This is a genomic window from Sulfurovum sp. TSL1, from assembly GCF_019972135.1.
Lineage (GTDB): Bacteria > Campylobacterota > Campylobacteria > Campylobacterales > Sulfurovaceae > Sulfurovum.
On record NZ_BPFI01000001.1, the window covers coordinates 1,043,366 to 1,060,014 of the forward strand.

The window sequence follows — 16,649 nt, forward strand, 5'->3', positions numbered from 1 at the left end:
TGAATATGTAACCATCTTTTCAGAGATATAATGACATCAATTACAGCGAGGATGATCATAAAGATGAAACAGAGACAAACTTTACCCATATTACTGAAAGAACAGCATATTCTTTTGATCGGTGGTGGGAATGTAGCATTGCAAAAAGCAGAAGTACTGGCAGAGAACCATATCTCTTTTTCTGTGATATCCCAAGAAGTGCACCCTAAGATACAAACATTGTGTTCTGACATACAGATCAAAAAATTCAAAACGAAAGATATTCAAAAGCATCTCATTGTGATAGATGCTACTGGGAATGAAAAAGTCACACAAAAACTTTTAAAGTATAAACAGAAACACCCTCTTTTACTCAATGTGGTAGATCAACCTAAAGTCTGTGATTTCTACTTTATGGCACTGACAAAAAATGCACCGCTTCAGATAGCCGTGTCAAGTTCCGGTGCAAGTCCTACTGTGGCTAAATACTTCAGAGATAAGTGTCAGGCACTCATGCCCGATAATATGGAAACATTTTTGGAAGCGTTGCAGTCACAAAGGGACAAAGGGATCATAAAGATAGAAAAAACGCTTGAAAAGATCGAACAAATGACAGCCAAGGCGTATCTGGTAGGCTGCGGTCTGGGAGATCCTGAACTGCTTACACTCAAAGCCTATAACATTATCAAAGAGGTGGATGTCGTCCTCTATGATCACCTCATCAGTGACGAGATCATGGCTATCGTACCAAAACGTACAAAGAAGGTCTTTGTAGGTAAAGAAAAAGGATTTCATACTAAACCCCAAGAAGAGATCAATAAACTCATACGCACATATATTAAAAAAGGGTACTCCGTTGCACGATTGAAAAGCGGTGACCCCTTCATCTTTGGCCGTGGTGCCGAAGAGTTACTTTACCTTTCACAAAAAGGTATCAGAACTGAAGTGATACCGGGTATCTCTTCAGCAGTATCAGGACCGCTGATGGCAAATATCCCTGTCACAGCAAGGGATTACAGTAATGCCTTTACTGTCGTCTCAGCCCACTTAAAAGGGAATGCCATCAATCTCAACTGGGTACCGATGTTGGAAAACAGAGATCATACGGTCGTCGTATTGATGGGGCTTACACGGATCAAAGAGATCGTACAGCAGGCAAAAGCATTACATATAGAGTTGGACACACCTTGTGCCATTGTCTCCAATGCAAGCCGGAAGAACCAGACCGTACTTACCACGACACTTGAGAACCTTGAAGAGGTTTCCCTTGGGGCATCAAGACCTTCTATTTTGGTCTTTGGAGACGTCATACACTATACAAACACACTGAAAGAGAGTCTAACATGAGCATTTTAGAAAAAGCCTCACAGGCAAGAAATACCAAACTCAACAAAGTCGAGACAACCAAAGCACTGAAGATGCCGATGGATGTATATACCAAGTTAGAAGAGATCGCTGCAGCCGGATATGAAGGTCTAGCCAAAGAGGACAGTGCCTATTTTTTAAAATGTTTTGGACTCTTTGACAAAGGGGAAGACTTTATGCTTCGCGTGCGTATACCTGCTGGACAATTGAACTATGAACAAGCGTTACGTATCGGTGAAGTGGCGCAAAAGTACGGGAATGACTATATCGATCTGACGACACGTATGCAGGTCGAACTGCGTTACTTGCAGATAGCAGACATTGCCAAAGTGTTACAGGAACTCAAAGAGGTCGGTATCTCTACGTTTCAGACCGGTGTGGACAACCCTCGGAATATCGTGACCGATCCACTCGACGGCATCGCATACGATAACATCATTGAGACCAAACCCATCATTGATGCACTCCAAACTATCTTTGGAGAAGATCCGGACTGGATCTCCGTATTGCCACGTAAATTCAATACAGGTATCTTAGGTTCTCTTTCGAACTCCTGTAACATCTTTGGACATGACTGCTGTTTTGTCTTAGCCCAAAAAGATGGGGTATTTGGATTTAACATCTATTTGGGTGCGTGTGTAGGTGTACAGGCACAAGATGCCAACCTTTTTGTGCAGATAGACGAAGTGGGTCTCTTCTACAAATCACTTCTGACTGTATTTAAAACGTACGGATACCGTGATAACCGTAACAAAAACCGTTTGGTGTTCCTTATCAATGATGTCGGTATAGAAAACCTTGTCAATGCGATCAAAGAAGAGGCCGATGCCCAATTTGCTCCTGCAGGTACGACGATGGTACAGTCTCAAAATATCGCACTGGGGTCCAACAAAGTACTGGGACGTAATGGTAAATATAATTACAAGATCATCGTACCCTCTGGTATATTCAGCGGTACAGACATGATCGCTGCGGCCCAGGCAGCAAAAGTATTTGGTACAGGGGATATAAGATTGACCTATGACCAGAATGTCTATATCGTAAATATTGCAAAAGATCTACTGGAAGATTTTGAGGCGACAGAACTGATCACGAACTATGCGAAGTTCAATAATCTCTACTTTAATGACATGATAGCCTGTGCCGGGACAGCTACCTGTAGCTTTGGTGTCATACCGAACAAGCCTGATGCCATAGAAATGGCACATTTCCTGAGCTCTGAAGTAGCCATTACAAATGCCAATGTACGTATGAACTGGTCTGCCTGTCCTAAAGGATGTGGCGTACATGGTATCGCTGATATAGGATTTGAAGGGTGTAAAGCCAAAGATGAAGAAGGTAACCGTGTGGACGGTGTACACATTTTCGTCGGTGGTAAGATCACGCGTATGGCAAAAGAAGCACATACCTTACATAAAGCCCTGCCGTTAACAGAAGCCAAACATCATGTGAAATATCTGCTTAAGACCTATGCAGCGTATAAACAAAGAGGTGAAACCTATGAAACTTTTGATGACAGGTTTTTATCGGCAAACTACTCTTTTCAAGCCCTTGGTTTTTACACAAAGATAAACTATATCCTCAATGAAAAACTGGGATTGGATCTTTGGTTTGAACTTGAGAGTGCACCAAAAACATTTAAAAAAGAAGAGTTTGAGATTTTTGCTTTTGGATTGAAACTCTTTAAACTGCTTACGGGTGAAAAACGTTATGAGTCGGTTGAAAACTTTGAACCTGTACTGGCCAAACCCAGAAACATTACAAGAGATGAAGTCACCAAACTCAATCCGAAAGTCCCCCCAAAGCTCTCAGAGGTCATCTACACTATGACCCATCAAGAAAAAAGAGAACGTGCACAGGTCTTCTCTGAGCTGATCGTAGCACTTAAAGAAGTTCACTAGATGAGTCAAACAGTGTGTGCATACTGTGGTGTGGGATGCAAATTAGAACATATCAATGATACACTTAAAGGCGTAAAGGAGTATCCTTCAAACCAGGGGATGTCATGTGCCAAAGGTATCTCACAATCAAAAACCGTCCATACCAATAGACTATTGGAGGTACACTGTAGAGATTCTATACAAGAGAGTTACAGACCTTCCACTTATGCGGATAGCTTCCAATTGATTGCTGAAAAAATCAAACAGACTGCCAACCCTGACAGAATCGGATTTTATCTTTCCGGGCAAATGCTCAATGAAGACTATTATGTAGCCAATAAACTTGCAAAAGGTTTTGTCGGAACGGCCAATTGTGATACCAATTCAAGAACATGCATGGCAAGTGCTGTCGTGGGATATAAAAAATCTTTCGGAATGGATTATGTTCCCGTAAGAATGGAAGATATCGAACATTGTAATTTAATGATACTCATTGGTGCCAATACTGCTGAAGCACATGTTGTATTGCACAACAAGATCAAAAAAGCACAAAAAAAAGGCTTAAAAGTTGTCGTCATTGATCCAAGATTTACACTGACTGCTAAAAATGCTGACCTCTACATACCCCTTAAAGTCGGTACAGATATCGATCTTTTGAATCTACTTGCTATAAAATTGATAAAAGACGACCATATTGCGTATGATTTTATAAAGGAGCACAGTAACAATTTCAATAGCTACAAAGAGAAGCTCTTGGCACTTGATGAAAAAATGCTCTTAGAGCGCACACAACTTTCAGAAGATATTTTTGAAGCTTTGTACAGACTTTTTAGACAGAGTAAAAATATCATCACTGCATGGACCATGGGGATCAATCAATCCGTTCAGGGGGTAGATAAAAATCTTGCTATCAACAATCTACATATACTAACAGGACAGATCAATAAAAAAGGTTCCGGCCCATTATCTCTCACAGGACAACCCAATGCAATGGGTGGAAGAGAAGTAGGAGGTTTGAGTACAACGTTGGCCGTCCATTTGGACTATAGTGAAGAGAACTGCCAAAAAGTATCTGATTTTTGGCAGAGTGACACGCTACCAAAAGAAAATGGTCTCACAGCTTTTGAAATGATCGAGAAAGCAGATAAAAATGAACTGGATATCCTCATTATCTGTCATACGGACCCTGTCTATCATCTTCCTCATCGGACATTTGTTGAAAAAGCATTCAAGAAGATACCTCTGGTGGTTGAGATCAATGCCTATCAGGGAAGTGAAACTTCCAAATTCGCGCATATCCTCATACCAGCAGTACCGTTTGGACAAAAAGAAGGCACACAGACAAACCTCGACAGGACCTTGACACGTGTAGTAGCTTTTGAAGATAAACATGGTTTACTTCAAGATTGGGAAGTATTCGCCCAAATAGGAAAACATTTGGGTCATAAAAAAGCATTTGGTTTTCAATCGTCCAAAGAGGTCTTTGAAGAGTATCAGGAAATGACAAGATTGAGTTATAAAAGTCACCTTGATATCTATAAAGCAAACTATGATGCCCTTGAACATACGCCTTTTATATGGGGAGAAGCACTCTATGATAAAAATGAATTTCTCACGCCAGACAATAAAGCAAATCTTTTGTTTGTAGAAAACCAAAATCTATCAGAACAACCATCCCCAGCGTATCCTTTTATCCTGCTCACAGGACGAACAAGAGATCAATGGCATACAGGCAGTAAAACTCTCTATACAGACAATCTTTTAAAATATAAAGCGTTAGAGTTTGTAGAAATACATCCAAAGGATGCCGCAGCACTTGGTATCAATGAGGATGAAACAGTAAAAATAATCTCTGTCAGAGGAGCACTCAAAGCAAAAGTTGTTTTCGCAGATATCAATCCAAAAACCATTTTCATTCCTATTTCACATAGAGACATCAATTATCTTACAGATGATAGACTCGATCCACTTTCAAAAGAGCCTGATTATAACCATAGTGCAGTCAGAATAGAAAAAATAGAAGAGTGTACATTGTAGTGTATTCAGGTATACACTACAACAAGTGCTCCAGATCATTCAGATCAAACAAAAGCAGATCATCATCCTGTGCTTGCAAGAGTTCATTTGAAAATCCGCTCTTGGAAAAGAGGGCATAGACATCCACTTTAATGCCTGACTCTGCTGCTTTTGCTTTGAGCTTGGTCAATTCGTTCTTGCATACTTTTCGGTCTTTGTACTTGCACTCTCCCAGGATGACCTTTTTATCCTGACTCACAGCCAAAATATCGAATTCACTGTGAATATTCCAAAAACTTCCACTATCCACGATACTCTTATGCTCTGCATAATGCTGTATCAAAAGTGCATCACAAAGCTGTTCATAGACCAAAGAACGTAAACGCTCATAGTGTTTTTCAAAGTTCTTTAAAAATGCATCCCCTTTCCCTGCAGCCAGATCTTTTTTATAATATGTCACAAAGCCGAACCAGAAACGCATAAAGGGCTGTACAAAACGGAGTTTATCCTGTACACGGTAAGAGCGTTGCTCTTTTTTGAGTTTATGTTTGGGGTGGCTGCGCAACGGAGATTCTCTTGAAGCTTCGACTTTCAGTACATTTAAATCGACCAGTTCCCCGACGATCTTCTCTCCCAGGGCCTCACTCACTTTTGCCTTTCTAAGTACGGAATAGAGTTTTCCGTCTCCTCTGGCTACTGCCATCAGTATTTCACGATAGGGACTTTCCAAAAGGTATGAGGGAGAGACAAGTGCTTGAAATTTTGAGAAATTTTGCACAAAATTTGACTCGACCATAGAAAAGACATCATCAAAATAGTCTAATTCTATATTTTTGCCAATACCGCCCAAAATAGAGAAATACTCAACAGCCTGCTCAAGTTCCAAGTAAGAAAAATGTCGGTAAAACCTTTGAAATGATGCTTTGATGAAATCCCTTTGTCCATAGATTTAATTATTTTAACATATTTTTATTTTAATTTTTGTATTATAAATGATTAATTATTAAACAACACCAAAGAGTATTATGGAAACATTTTTTAGCAAATCAGATAAAATACAACATATCATCAAGAGTTTTACCCTCACCAAAACACTTTTTGTTTCATCTATCATCATTGGTGAAGCACATACCGGTAAAAAGTCACTTGCACGTTACCTTTTCCCGGATACACCTTTGGTTTCAGGTAACGATCAACAAGAAGTTGAGGAAGCACTTGAGCAAAATGATGAGCTTATCATCACCAATTTTGAAAAGCTCAGTAATCAGAATTCTCTTGATTTTACCAATAAACGTATTATAGCTACAGCAGATTATATGGGTAATCCAGAGCTCATTGATGACCTTTTTGCTTTTATTTATACCATGCCGTCACTCCAAGAGCGTCCTGAAGATATCGATTATTTAAAAGAACTCTTCATCAAAGAGGCATGTTCCACTTTAATGCTAGAAGGGAATACATTTGAATCTGAGTACATCCCTCTCAATCTCACGAAAAACAGTAAAAGTCTCAAAAGGTCTGTCTATATACACCTGATGAAACAGACTATGAACGCGCAGGATATAGAAGAGATACTCTATCACTATCTACTGAAGCACCTTGATGGTAACGATGCATACAGGGAACATCTTAGTTTATATGAGAGGCCTCTTATAGAAGCGGGGCTTCACAAATTTGGTTCACAACTGCAGCTTTCACAGGTTTTGGGGATCAACAGAAACACACTTAGAAAGAAGATACATGAGCACAACATCGATTGATTTTAAATCCTTTATAGAATGGGACAACAACCCTTTCATCCTTTTTAATGATCAGGGGAAAATACTCTATCTAAATAACGCTGCAGAAATTTTATTCGGGTATGTCACCAAAAAGGAACTTTATGATATCGCTTTATCTTATGCGCCTCAAACCTTCGGCTATAAGACCACCTCTCTGGGACTCAATTATGACACCTATAACTTTCATGCTATTGCAGTAGGATATGAGAATGAAGAGCAGATCTCCTTACGTCTATACAACACGCCACGTATAAAACCCACACGTAAAATAGAAAAAGACAAACTTTTCACCACAGATATTAACATCCTGCTTGAAGCCAACATAGCACTTTTTAGAACAAAGAATTCCAATCCTCTGAAGCTTCTGACCGATCAGGATCTGCCTGCATTTAAAATAGACCAAAATAATTTCTCCAAACTATTAAGAAAAACACTGAATGCATTTAGATCTTCAGACTCCATTGATATTTCTCTTACACTACTGGTTGGTCAGCATGTCATGATAGACAATCAAAGAGTCCCTATCGCTCAACTTTCCATACTTGCCAATGGGCGCTATGCAGATACTGATGATGAGATATGCAGCCATGCAGAGATGAGCCAGATCAAATGTGTTCTTAAAGAACACTCTATTAAGCTTGAAATTCCTCTGATTCAATAAGCAGCCATATTGATTAAAAATTAATCAACAGGCTATGGTAAAAAAATATCATTCATGTTACTATTGTCTTGTAAAAAATTAATTTAAAAGGAAATAGCATGAAACTAAAACTTTCGGCTCTAATGGCAATGTTTTTGCCTATCTTCGCTTTCGCAGAAGATAAACTGGACACAGGTGATACAGCATGGATGATGGTATCAACAGCATTTGTACTTCTTATGACACCAGCAGGACTGGCACTTTTCTATGGAGGTATGACAAGAGCTAAAAACGTACTCAATACCTATGCAATGGTAATGGGTGCATTTGTAGTTGCATTTGTTGTATGGATCATTGCAGGTTATTCTATTGCATTTGGAACCAATGAGAGCGCAATGCTTCAAAATGTGTTTGGCGGATTCGGTAATGTAATGCTTGACGGTATTAAGTGGACTGATCTTTCCGGTACATATCCTTCTTATGTATTTATTGCATTCCAAGGGACATTTGCTGCTATTACTGTAGCGATCGCTGCAGGTTCTGTGATCGAACGTATGAAGTTTTCAACTTGGATGGTCGTTGTAATCCTTTGGGGTCTTCTTGTGTATGCTCCTGTAACACACATGGTATGGGGTGGTGACGGTGCGCTTCTTTTTGATGCTGGTGCCCTTGATTTTGCCGGTGGTACTGTTGTACACATGAATGGTGGTTTAGCTGGACTTGTACTCGCACTATTGGTTGGTAAAAGAGCTGGTTACCCTAAAGTAGCTATGAAACCATATAGTATCCTTCTTACTGCTGTAGGTGCTGCATTATTATGGTTCGGTTGGTATGGATTTAATGGTGGTTCAGCATTCGGTGCAAATGCTATCGCTGGTCTTGCTGTCATGACAACAACTGTTGCAACTGCTGCAGCTGCTGTAACTTGGATGCTTCTTGAGTGGTTTGTCTTTAAAAAGCCAACACTTCTTGGCATTGCTTCAGGTATCATTGCCGGTCTGGTTGCGATCACACCTGCTGCTGGTTTTGTAAGCGTTGGTGGAGCATTCATCGTAGGTATCGTTGGGTCTATCATTGCATTCTTCGGTGTGGTAACATTGAAGAAAAAACTTGGTTATGATGATTCTCTTGATGCATTTGGTATCCACTTCCTAGCAGGTCTATGGGGTGCTCTTGCAACAGGTCTTCTTGCACTTGATGACAAAGATCTTCTCTGGGATGGTCCACTTAAAGAAAGCGGTGACAGAATGGGACAATTCATGGTACAACTTGAGTCAGTCGTAGTGGTTGGTCTCTTTACACTTATTGGAACTGTGATCGTTTACTATATCGCTTCAGCGGTCACAGGTGGGGCAAGAGTAGATGAAGAAACTGAGTCAACTGGTCTTGATGAGATAGTTCACGGTGAAAATGTAGTGAATGCCTAAGGCATTGACTACACTATAATTATAAAGGATTACATAATGAAAAAAATTGAAGCAATAATCAAACCATTTAAACTGGAAGACGTCAAAGACGCTCTTGTAGAAGCTGGTATTGAAGGTATGACCGTATCTGAAGTAAAAGGGTACGGAAGACAGCAAGGTCATTCAGAGCTTTACAGAGGGGCTGAATATGTGGTTGAATTTATCCCAAAAATTAAAATTGAAATCGTCGTAAGTACGGATGCCTATGCAGAGACTGCGATCAAGATCATCAATGAATCCGCTAAAACAGGTAAGATCGGTGATGGTAAGATCTTCGTAAGTACGATCGACCATGTTGTACGTATCAGAACAGACGAAACTGACGCTGACGCACTTTAATCTTTAGAGAAAAGGAAACCATGCCTTACCAACTCTCATTTTTAAGAGGGAAGGGAGAAGCTCTTCTCCCTCTTCTTTTGATTAATTTTTAATCACTTTTCTCCTTTTTGACCCATTATCATTTTTAAACTGCTTTATTTTCGAGCAATACAGACTTCCAATAGATTCCAATAATCGATACAATACCAACATTAGAATATAAGGAAATCAATATGGAAATTAATTACGTCATAGATACCTTCTTCGCACTTTTTGCCATGACTCTTATTATCTTCATGGTACCGGGTTTTGCCATGCTCGAAGCAGGATTGGTACGAACAAAAAATGTCACATCTGTACTGACGGTCAATGTCATGATCTATGCCATAGCTTCTCTGGCTTTTTTACTGATAGGGTATGAGCTGGCATTTGGAAGCTGGGATCATCAGGACGGTATGAGCAAATGGGCATTTTTTATGTTTCAAATGGCATTTGTAGGTAAAGTGGTCAATATTATGAGCGGCGGGGTAAGTGAACGTTCCCGTATACTGCCTTTGGCCATCTTCACCCTTCTTGTCGGGGCATTGATCTACCCGGTCATTGTAAACCTTACCTGGGGAGCGAACTTTTTAGCCGGCACCGCGTTGGATATCTCATCACTTTCTGACCTGGCAGGTTCAACGGTGATCCACTCTACCGGAGGGTGGGCACTGCTTGCAGCTATCCTCATTATGGGACCCAGACGAGGAAGATACAAAGATAATATCGTCCGTGTCATTCCTGCGTCCAACATTCCTTTGGTCACATTGGGAGCACTTTTACTCTGGATCGGTTGGTTTGGATTTAACGGTGGTTCTGTGGGAACGATCTCATCAAAAGAGAATGCGGATGCCGTTGCACTGACTATCATGAACACCAATACAGCTGGTCTTGCCGGTGCAATTGCAGGATGGCTACTAACATACTTTAGATATAAAAAATTCGATATCACCGTGATACTCAATGGTGCATTGGGTGGGCTTGTCGCCGTCACAGCCGGACCTGACCAATATGATATTCATACCCCTATACTGATCGGTGCGATAGGTGGCGCTTTGGTTGTCCTGTTCGTACCTATTTTCGATAAATTCAGAATGGATGATCCGGTGGGTGCATTGTCCGTTCACTTGATCAATGGTATCTGGGGTACACTTGCCGTAGGTATTTTTGTAGCAGATGTAAGCATTTGGACACAATTAAAAGGTATACTTGTTGTAGGTATGATTGTTTTTCCACTTTCATGGATTACAATATATAGTATCAACAAGATCTTTGTACTTCGTGCAAATGATGAAGAACAACTTGAGGGAATCGATGCGACAGAGTGTGGTATAGAATCATACCCTGAATTTAAACGCAGTATATAAGGAGATAACGAATGAAAAAAATTGAAGCGATCATCAAGCCATTCAAACTGGAAGATGTCAAGGATGCTCTTGTAGAACAAGGTATTGAAGGTATGACCGTATCTGAAGTAAAAGGGTATGGACGACAGCAGGGTCACCCTGAACTTTACAGAGGTGCAGAGTATGTAGTAGAGTTCATTCCCAAAGTAAAAATTGAGATCGTTGTCAGTAACGATGACTATCTAAACAAAGCGATTGAAGCCATTAAAGAACATGCCAAGACAGGGAAGATCGGTGATGGTAAGATCTTTGTATCGGATATCTCTAAAACGATCCGTATTAGAACCGGTGAAGAGGACGAAGAAGCACTTTAAAGCACTGAATTGTGCTTTTAAATGCAACATAGAGGGCGTTATCGTCCTTCTTCTTTCAGCTGTTCGATCTTCTTCTCACTCCCCACTAACTTCCAGATCACTTTATCTGCGCCAAAATCACGTTCATAGTTCACAAGACCTAACTGTTTAAGTCTATAGAGTGTTTTATCTACGTCTGAATAACATGTTTCAAACACATACGTTATCTGCTTTTCATAGGGCACCAAAGTTGCCTCATTCAATACATTTTTGACCGATTCTGCATAAGCCCTGGCCATACCGCCTGTACCAAGCTTAATACCCCCAAAATAGCGTACTATGAGTACGGCACAGTTGATCAGTGCTTCGCCACGTAAAACATTCAGAGCCGGTACCCCTGCACATCCCTTGGGTTCTCCATCATCCGAAGCATTTTCAACAATTTGTCCAAACTCATTGAAATGACGTACGGCATAGACCACATGATTTGCTTTGGGATGCTCAGATTTCAGTTCAGCCTGTAACCCTTCATACGCTGAAATAGGTACAAGATGCGCAATGAATTTCGAACGATTGACTTCAGTCTTATAAACGATAGGTGAAGTAACTGTAATCATCAATGGATTATAAATGCTGTCCCGCCCCACAGCAAAGACAGATACTGCAATCAGCACAAGGGTAGATAGGTGTTGGTTCTTTCGACACATATTTCACAATGAGATCCACAAAGGCATCACTGTCATTCATACATGCTGCTACAATATAATCATCAAATTTTATTTTATCAGCGATTTCACGATGTTCTATATCCAGTTCGAACAGTGTTTCAGAGTTATCAATGGTAAATGCCAACGGATAGATGAGCACTTTACGATTGACAGGATTACGCAGCACATCCACCAGGTTAGGTTCCAACCAAGCTGCAGACCCTACTTTAGATTGATAGACCAACTTTACGTCTTTAAAGACAATACCTTTCACGGCTAACAGTGTTTTAATGGCACTGACATTCGATTCAACCTGACGTTGGTAAGGATCTCCCGCTTTAATAATGCTCATAGGTAATCCATGTGCAGACAGGAGCAGATCATATTCACTGCTCTCCTTACCCCCTATCGCTTTTTCTATCTGAGCTACACAAGCTTGAATATAATCCATATCATCAAAATATTGACAGGTTGACATCGTGATCTTTGGATGATAATCCAGGGCTTTACATCTTCCGATGATATCCTCATAAGAGGAGAGTGTGGTCGTGGTTGAGTATTGTGGATACATCGGAAACAATATAAGCTCTTCCACACCCTCTTCTTTGCATTGCTTTAATGCATCTCCGGCAAAAGGAGGAACGTAACGCATAGCAGCATAAATAGGCATATCCAACTTACATTTCAGTTTATCAATCAGTTTCTGCGTTAACTCAGATAAAGGAGATTTCCCACCCAGATGTGTATAGCTCTCTTTAGCATCATCCAGACGTTTGGTTATAATGATTTTACGAATCAATGCACGTGTCATGGGATTTGTTGGTAAAATGTTTTTATCTGAGAACATATTATGTAAAAAAAGTTCTACTTCATCCAAATCATTGGGTCCACCCATATTGAGAAGAAAGAGTGCTTTGTTCATTGACATCCTTTAAAGTCTTGTATCTTAGCATATAAAGTGTAAAATTCATTAAAGTTATAACATATAAAGGTTAAATTATGATTATTATCCCTGCCCGCATAGGATCAAGCCGCTTCCCCAATAAAGTCTTAGCAGATATTGGTGGCGTACCGATGGTTGTCAGAACAGCAAAAGCTGTTGAAGGTATCGATAAGGTTGTCATTGCTACAGACGCACAGGAAGTTATAGATATCGCACGTACACATGGAATTCAAGCTGTCCTCACATCCGATACACATCAGAGCGGTACGGATCGTATCTACGAAGCAGCACAAAAATTGGAGTTGGATGAAAATGAGATCATTATCAATGTGCAGGGAGATGAACCGTTTATCGAAACTGATGTCGTGCAGGCTATCTACGATCTGACAAAAAAGAACAAAGAAGATGCACGTATCTTGATGAACTCCTGTTACAAAACCATTTCAAATCCGGAAGCAGATGATCCAAATATCGTAAAAGTTGTGACCGATACCAATAGCCTGGCCCTCTATTTTTCAAGAGCAAAGATCCCCTACCCTAGAGACCATCATTTTGATGCATACAAAGGACATTTGGGTATCTATGGCTTTACTTTCAAGTCATTGCATCAATTTTGTATGCTTGAACCTGCACCGCTGGAAGAAATAGAAAAACTGGAACAGCTTAGAGCCCTTTATCATAGCTATGAAATTGCTATGATAGAGGTGACTACAGAGAGTTTTGGCATAGACACCATGGAGGATTTAGAAAGAGCTATTAAACATCATAGATTATGATGTTTAAAACAAGAGAGAAATTTCTCTTTTGTCTTTCGATCTAGCCTTTCACCGCTTTTCCGAGGTCCCACATTGGCATAAAGATACCTAAAGCCATCAGAAGTACCAGTCCTGCAATAAAGAACAACATGATCGGTTCTATATAGGCAGCAAGGTTATCGATCAAATCCTGGAATCTCATATCATAATAGTCTGTGACTTTATCCATCATTGCATCTAATTGACCACCCGCTTCACCTGCTTTTATCATTTGAAGCAACATATTTTCATAGAGACCGGTCAACTGGAAAGCTTCAGCCAAACTCATACCACGACCAATATTTGCATTCACAGTTAATAACTTTTCTTTGATCGCAGCATTATCGACCATACCAACAGCCGTCTCCAATGCTTCAGAAACAGGAATACCAGATTTAACCAACTGGCCAAAGACCAAATTGTATTTATGCATCGTAGAGAGAAAGATCGCTTTATTGATCAAATAAAATTTTGGATGGATCATCATCTTGTCCATCTGATATTTAAAATCTTTATTAGTTTTATAGAGATATTTTACGGCAACGACAGACGCAAACAGGACAAAAAGAATGAGCAACCCGTAATTACTGAATGCCCATTCCAGTTTAAGAAGTATTTGCGTAGGTACTGGAAGTTCTGTTTTGAATTTGGAGAATATATCTTTAAATTTCGGTACAACTACCATGATCAAAATAGTAAATGCAATGGCCATTGCAGCCAATGTGATCAAGGGGGTTCTAATGGCTTTTTTAAATTTTGCCGTATTATCCCTGATCGTTTCAAGTATATCGGCAAGTTTATGATAAGACTCGGAAATATTACCCGTTCTCTCTCCGAGATTCGTCATTGCAATAGCAACATGCCCAAACTCATTCGTATAAGGTTCGATCGCATTTGAAATACTGTTACCTGAATTAATATCCTTATTGATCGTTGTGTAGATCTCTTTAAGCTGTTTATTTTCAGTATTTTCTGCAACTTCCATCAATGTATCATTGATCGGAATACCAGCATCGGTCATGACGGCGATTTGTCGTATGGTTGATATTTTATCGTTGATCGGTATTTTGGATTTGAATGATTTTTGAAAGCCTGACAAGAGTGCAGATAAACTATCTTCAAGAGGCGCTGATGTTTCCATCGCTTTCATCACCATTGTCATAGGAAATTTTTGTTTGGCAAGGTTGATGGCTGCCATTTTATTGACTGCTTTCACTAGCTCTTGTCTTTTCTTACCCTTTTCCATTACTGTTACATTAAAATATTTCATCTTATAACCTCGCTACTCTATAAATTTCTGCAATGGTCGTTTTACCTTCCAGTGCTTTATGGACACCATCCTCAAACATCGTAATGAATCCTTCTTCCTCAGCCTGTTTTGTCAGTTCTTCTTTAGATGCATTGCTTGCGATCATACGTGACATCGTTTCACTGACAGTGAGTACTTCAGATATCATCTCCCTTCCCGCATAGCCGCTATGTCCACACTCTTTGCACCCTTCTCCTATATAGAAAGTAGGGTTTTCAGGAAGGTATTCTTCTACTGATTTTCGCAGTGTTATATCAAGTACCGTCTCTTTCTTACAATGCACACATATTTTACGGACAAGTCTTTGTGCCTGTATAGCGACCAATGCGCCACTTACCAGATACTCTTCAATCCCCATATCCAAAATCCTGGTAACAGCTGAGATCGCATCATTTGTATGCAGTGTAGAGAGAACCAGGTGACCCGTCAGTGCTGCTTGAATGGCAATTCGCAATGTCTCCTTATCCCTGATCTCCCCGATCATAATTTTGTCCGGATCCTGTCTAAGTATAGATCTCAGTGCATCTGCAAAACTTAATCCTATATTGGCATTCACATGCACTTGTTGCAAACCAGCCATCTGGTATTCCACCGGGTCTTCCACTGTGATGATCTTATCTTTTACATCTTTGATCGCATTGAGTGCACCGTAAAGTGTAGTCGTTTTACCAGATCCGGTAGGCCCTGTAACCAATACAATACCATAGGGAACCTTGATCGATTCAGAAAATCTGTCATAACAAAACTTACTCATACCTGCGTCTTCAAGCCTGATCATCGCTTTAGACTTATCCAGGATACGAAGAACGATCGACTCACCAAATATCGTAGGTAACGTCGAAACCCTAAAGTCAAAATCTTTTTTTGATACGGTTGCAGAAAATCTACCATCCTGCGGTTTTCTTTTTTCTGCAATATCCAGGTTTGAAAGTAGCTTCATTCTTGAAGCCAATGGATTAAAAATATCTCTATCGAATGTGAAACTTTGGCGTAATATACCATCAACACGTACTCTAACGATACAACTTTTTTCCAGCGCTTCAATATGAATATCACTCGCACCTGTAAAAATTGCTGATTTCAAAATCACATCGATCAATTTTAAAACGGCAGGTGATTCATCCGCTTTCTCATCAGCCTTTCCCTCTTGTGCCAGATCTTTACGGATATCAGCAACCAACCCTTTAATACTCTCATTGATCTCCAGACGCTGCAAATGCTGGTGTATCTGCGATGGTTTAGAAATAGCAATACGTATAGGTTTCTTCGGAAAAAGTCTTTGTATGGCATCTTGCGCAGCCATATCAAGAGGATCATCAAATACAATAAGTACATTCAGATCACTCTCTTCTATAGGAATAATATTATATTTGAGCAATTGACTGTATGAAATTTTTGAAAAGAGTTTCATGTCAATTTCAATATCATCCAGATCCACATACTCTACATGCAGTGTTTTTGCCACCTCTTCAATGATGGGTACAATATTTATTCCTTCTATCTTTTCAAGATGCGACAAGGTGATCACACCTTGCCTTATCTTCTTAGCCAGAAAGATTTCTACTGTATGCAGATCTGTCATCTCTTCAGCTAAAAGGTTTGCAAAGGAAATCTTTTTGGGAGGTCTGCTTTTTACCAGTGTAGAAATTGCCTCTTTTGTGATAAGATTTTCTTTAAGCATGATTTCAATGAGTTTTACCATTTACCACTCCC

15 protein-coding genes are annotated in these 16,649 nt (G+C 39.9%); 10 read left to right on the top strand and 5 right to left on the bottom strand.

Features of this window, described 5'->3' with window-relative positions:
• Positions 1-63 precede the first annotated feature (63 nt).
• From cobA to LDM98_RS05055, 3 genes are read left to right on the top strand one after another with little or no spacing between them, the layout of a single operon-like run.
• Entirely contained in the window at positions 64-1,326 is a 1,263-nt protein-coding gene (gene cobA / locus LDM98_RS05045) for a uroporphyrinogen-III C-methyltransferase (RefSeq protein ID WP_223898253.1), read from the top strand.
• On the top strand, positions 1,323-3,245 hold the full coding sequence (locus LDM98_RS05050) for a ferredoxin--nitrite reductase (protein WP_223898254.1): 1,923 nt from the start codon (positions 1,323-1,325) through the stop codon (positions 3,243-3,245). Before cobA ends, LDM98_RS05050 begins: the two co-directional genes overlap by 4 nt.
• A complete protein-coding gene (locus LDM98_RS05055; protein ID WP_223898255.1) occupies positions 3,246-5,261 on the top strand; it encodes a molybdopterin oxidoreductase family protein in 2,016 nt (671 codons plus the stop codon).
• A 16-nt stretch (positions 5,262-5,277) separates the two neighbouring features.
• Here the strand turns inward: LDM98_RS05055 and LDM98_RS05060 are convergent, their stop codons facing one another.
• Positions 5,278-6,126: a DUF234 domain-containing protein gene (locus tag LDM98_RS05060; protein WP_223898256.1), complete on the bottom strand. Its 849-nt coding sequence runs from the start codon at positions 6,124-6,126 to the stop codon at positions 5,278-5,280.
• 139 nt (positions 6,127-6,265) lie between these two features.
• Here LDM98_RS05060 and LDM98_RS05065 point away from each other — a divergent pair, with 139 nt between their 5' ends.
• The 6 genes from LDM98_RS05065 (at position 6,266) to LDM98_RS05090 (ending at position 11,204) form a co-directional block, all read left to right on the top strand.
• On the top strand, positions 6,266-7,000 hold the full coding sequence (locus LDM98_RS05065; protein ID WP_223898257.1) for a helix-turn-helix domain-containing protein: 735 nt from the start codon (positions 6,266-6,268) through the stop codon (positions 6,998-7,000).
• A complete protein-coding gene (locus tag LDM98_RS05070) occupies positions 6,981-7,682 on the top strand; it encodes a hypothetical protein (protein ID WP_223898258.1) in 702 nt (233 codons plus the stop codon). The genes LDM98_RS05065 and LDM98_RS05070 overlap by 20 nt, the downstream gene beginning before the upstream one ends.
• A gap of 98 nt (positions 7,683-7,780) precedes the next feature.
• The gene (locus tag LDM98_RS05075; protein ID WP_223898259.1) at positions 7,781-9,088 is read left to right on the top strand and encodes an ammonium transporter; all 1,308 of its coding nucleotides are present in this window, start codon (positions 7,781-7,783) and stop codon (positions 9,086-9,088) included.
• Between the two features lie 36 nt (positions 9,089-9,124).
• The gene (locus LDM98_RS05080; RefSeq protein WP_008243759.1) at positions 9,125-9,466 is read left to right on the top strand and encodes a P-II family nitrogen regulator; all 342 of its coding nucleotides are present in this window, start codon (positions 9,125-9,127) and stop codon (positions 9,464-9,466) included.
• Positions 9,467-9,678: 212 nt separating this feature from the next.
• Positions 9,679-10,851: an ammonium transporter gene (locus LDM98_RS05085; protein ID WP_223898260.1), complete on the top strand. Its 1,173-nt coding sequence runs from the start codon at positions 9,679-9,681 to the stop codon at positions 10,849-10,851.
• Between the two features lie 11 nt (positions 10,852-10,862).
• On the top strand, positions 10,863-11,204 hold the full coding sequence (locus tag LDM98_RS05090) for a P-II family nitrogen regulator (RefSeq protein WP_008243763.1): 342 nt from the start codon (positions 10,863-10,865) through the stop codon (positions 11,202-11,204).
• 38 nt (positions 11,205-11,242) lie between these two features.
• Here LDM98_RS05090 and LDM98_RS05095 read toward each other — a convergent pair whose 3' ends face one another.
• Both LDM98_RS05095 and hemH read right to left on the bottom strand, forming a co-directional pair.
• A complete protein-coding gene (locus LDM98_RS05095) occupies positions 11,243-11,800 on the bottom strand; it encodes a YigZ family protein (protein WP_223898261.1) in 558 nt (185 codons plus the stop codon).
• Between the two features lie 7 nt (positions 11,801-11,807).
• Positions 11,808-12,812, bottom strand: coding sequence for a ferrochelatase (gene hemH, locus LDM98_RS05100; RefSeq protein ID WP_223898262.1), 1,005 nt, complete (start codon positions 12,810-12,812; stop codon positions 11,808-11,810).
• Between the two features lie 77 nt (positions 12,813-12,889).
• On the opposite strand from hemH, the gene kdsB reads away from it, so the two are divergent.
• Entirely contained in the window at positions 12,890-13,609 is a 720-nt protein-coding gene (gene kdsB / locus LDM98_RS05105; RefSeq protein ID WP_223898263.1) for a 3-deoxy-manno-octulosonate cytidylyltransferase, read from the top strand.
• Positions 13,610-13,649: 40 nt separating this feature from the next.
• Here kdsB and LDM98_RS05110 read toward each other — a convergent pair whose 3' ends face one another.
• Both LDM98_RS05110 and LDM98_RS05115 read right to left on the bottom strand, forming a co-directional pair.
• Entirely contained in the window at positions 13,650-14,897 is a 1,248-nt protein-coding gene (locus tag LDM98_RS05110; protein WP_223898264.1) for a type II secretion system F family protein, read from the bottom strand.
• A 1-nt stretch (position 14,898) separates the two neighbouring features.
• A complete protein-coding gene (locus tag LDM98_RS05115) occupies positions 14,899-16,638 on the bottom strand; it encodes a GspE/PulE family protein (RefSeq protein WP_223898265.1) in 1,740 nt (579 codons plus the stop codon).
• Between the last annotated feature and the right edge of the window lie 11 nt (positions 16,639-16,649).

Excerpts from the sequence above, each read along its gene's own strand:
- hemH (WP_223898262.1), bottom strand. The coding sequence starts at position 12,812 with ATGAACAAAGCACTCTTTCTTCTCAATATGGGTGGACCCAATGATTTG.
- LDM98_RS05065 (WP_223898257.1), top strand. The coding sequence starts at position 6,266 with ATGGAAACATTTTTTAGCAAATCAGATAAAATACAACATATCATCAAG.
- LDM98_RS05050 (WP_223898254.1), top strand. The coding sequence starts at position 1,323 with ATGAGCATTTTAGAAAAAGCCTCACAGGCAAGAAATACCAAACTCAAC.
- LDM98_RS05090 (WP_008243763.1), top strand. The coding sequence starts at position 10,863 with ATGAAAAAAATTGAAGCGATCATCAAGCCATTCAAACTGGAAGATGTC.
- LDM98_RS05075 (WP_223898259.1), top strand. The coding sequence starts at position 7,781 with ATGAAACTAAAACTTTCGGCTCTAATGGCAATGTTTTTGCCTATCTTC.
- LDM98_RS05070 (WP_223898258.1), top strand. The coding sequence starts at position 6,981 with ATGAGCACAACATCGATTGATTTTAAATCCTTTATAGAATGGGACAAC.
- LDM98_RS05095 (WP_223898261.1), bottom strand. The coding sequence starts at position 11,800 with ATGATTACAGTTACTTCACCTATCGTTTATAAGACTGAAGTCAATCGT.
- cobA (WP_223898253.1), top strand. The coding sequence starts at position 64 with ATGAAACAGAGACAAACTTTACCCATATTACTGAAAGAACAGCATATT.
- LDM98_RS05110 (WP_223898264.1), bottom strand. The coding sequence starts at position 14,897 with ATGAAATATTTTAATGTAACAGTAATGGAAAAGGGTAAGAAAAGACAA.
- LDM98_RS05080 (WP_008243759.1), top strand. The coding sequence starts at position 9,125 with ATGAAAAAAATTGAAGCAATAATCAAACCATTTAAACTGGAAGACGTC.
- LDM98_RS05055 (WP_223898255.1), top strand. The coding sequence starts at position 3,246 with ATGAGTCAAACAGTGTGTGCATACTGTGGTGTGGGATGCAAATTAGAA.
- LDM98_RS05115 (WP_223898265.1), bottom strand. The coding sequence starts at position 16,638 with ATGGTAAAACTCATTGAAATCATGCTTAAAGAAAATCTTATCACAAAA.
- kdsB (WP_223898263.1), top strand. The coding sequence starts at position 12,890 with ATGATTATTATCCCTGCCCGCATAGGATCAAGCCGCTTCCCCAATAAA.
- LDM98_RS05085 (WP_223898260.1), top strand. The coding sequence starts at position 9,679 with ATGGAAATTAATTACGTCATAGATACCTTCTTCGCACTTTTTGCCATG.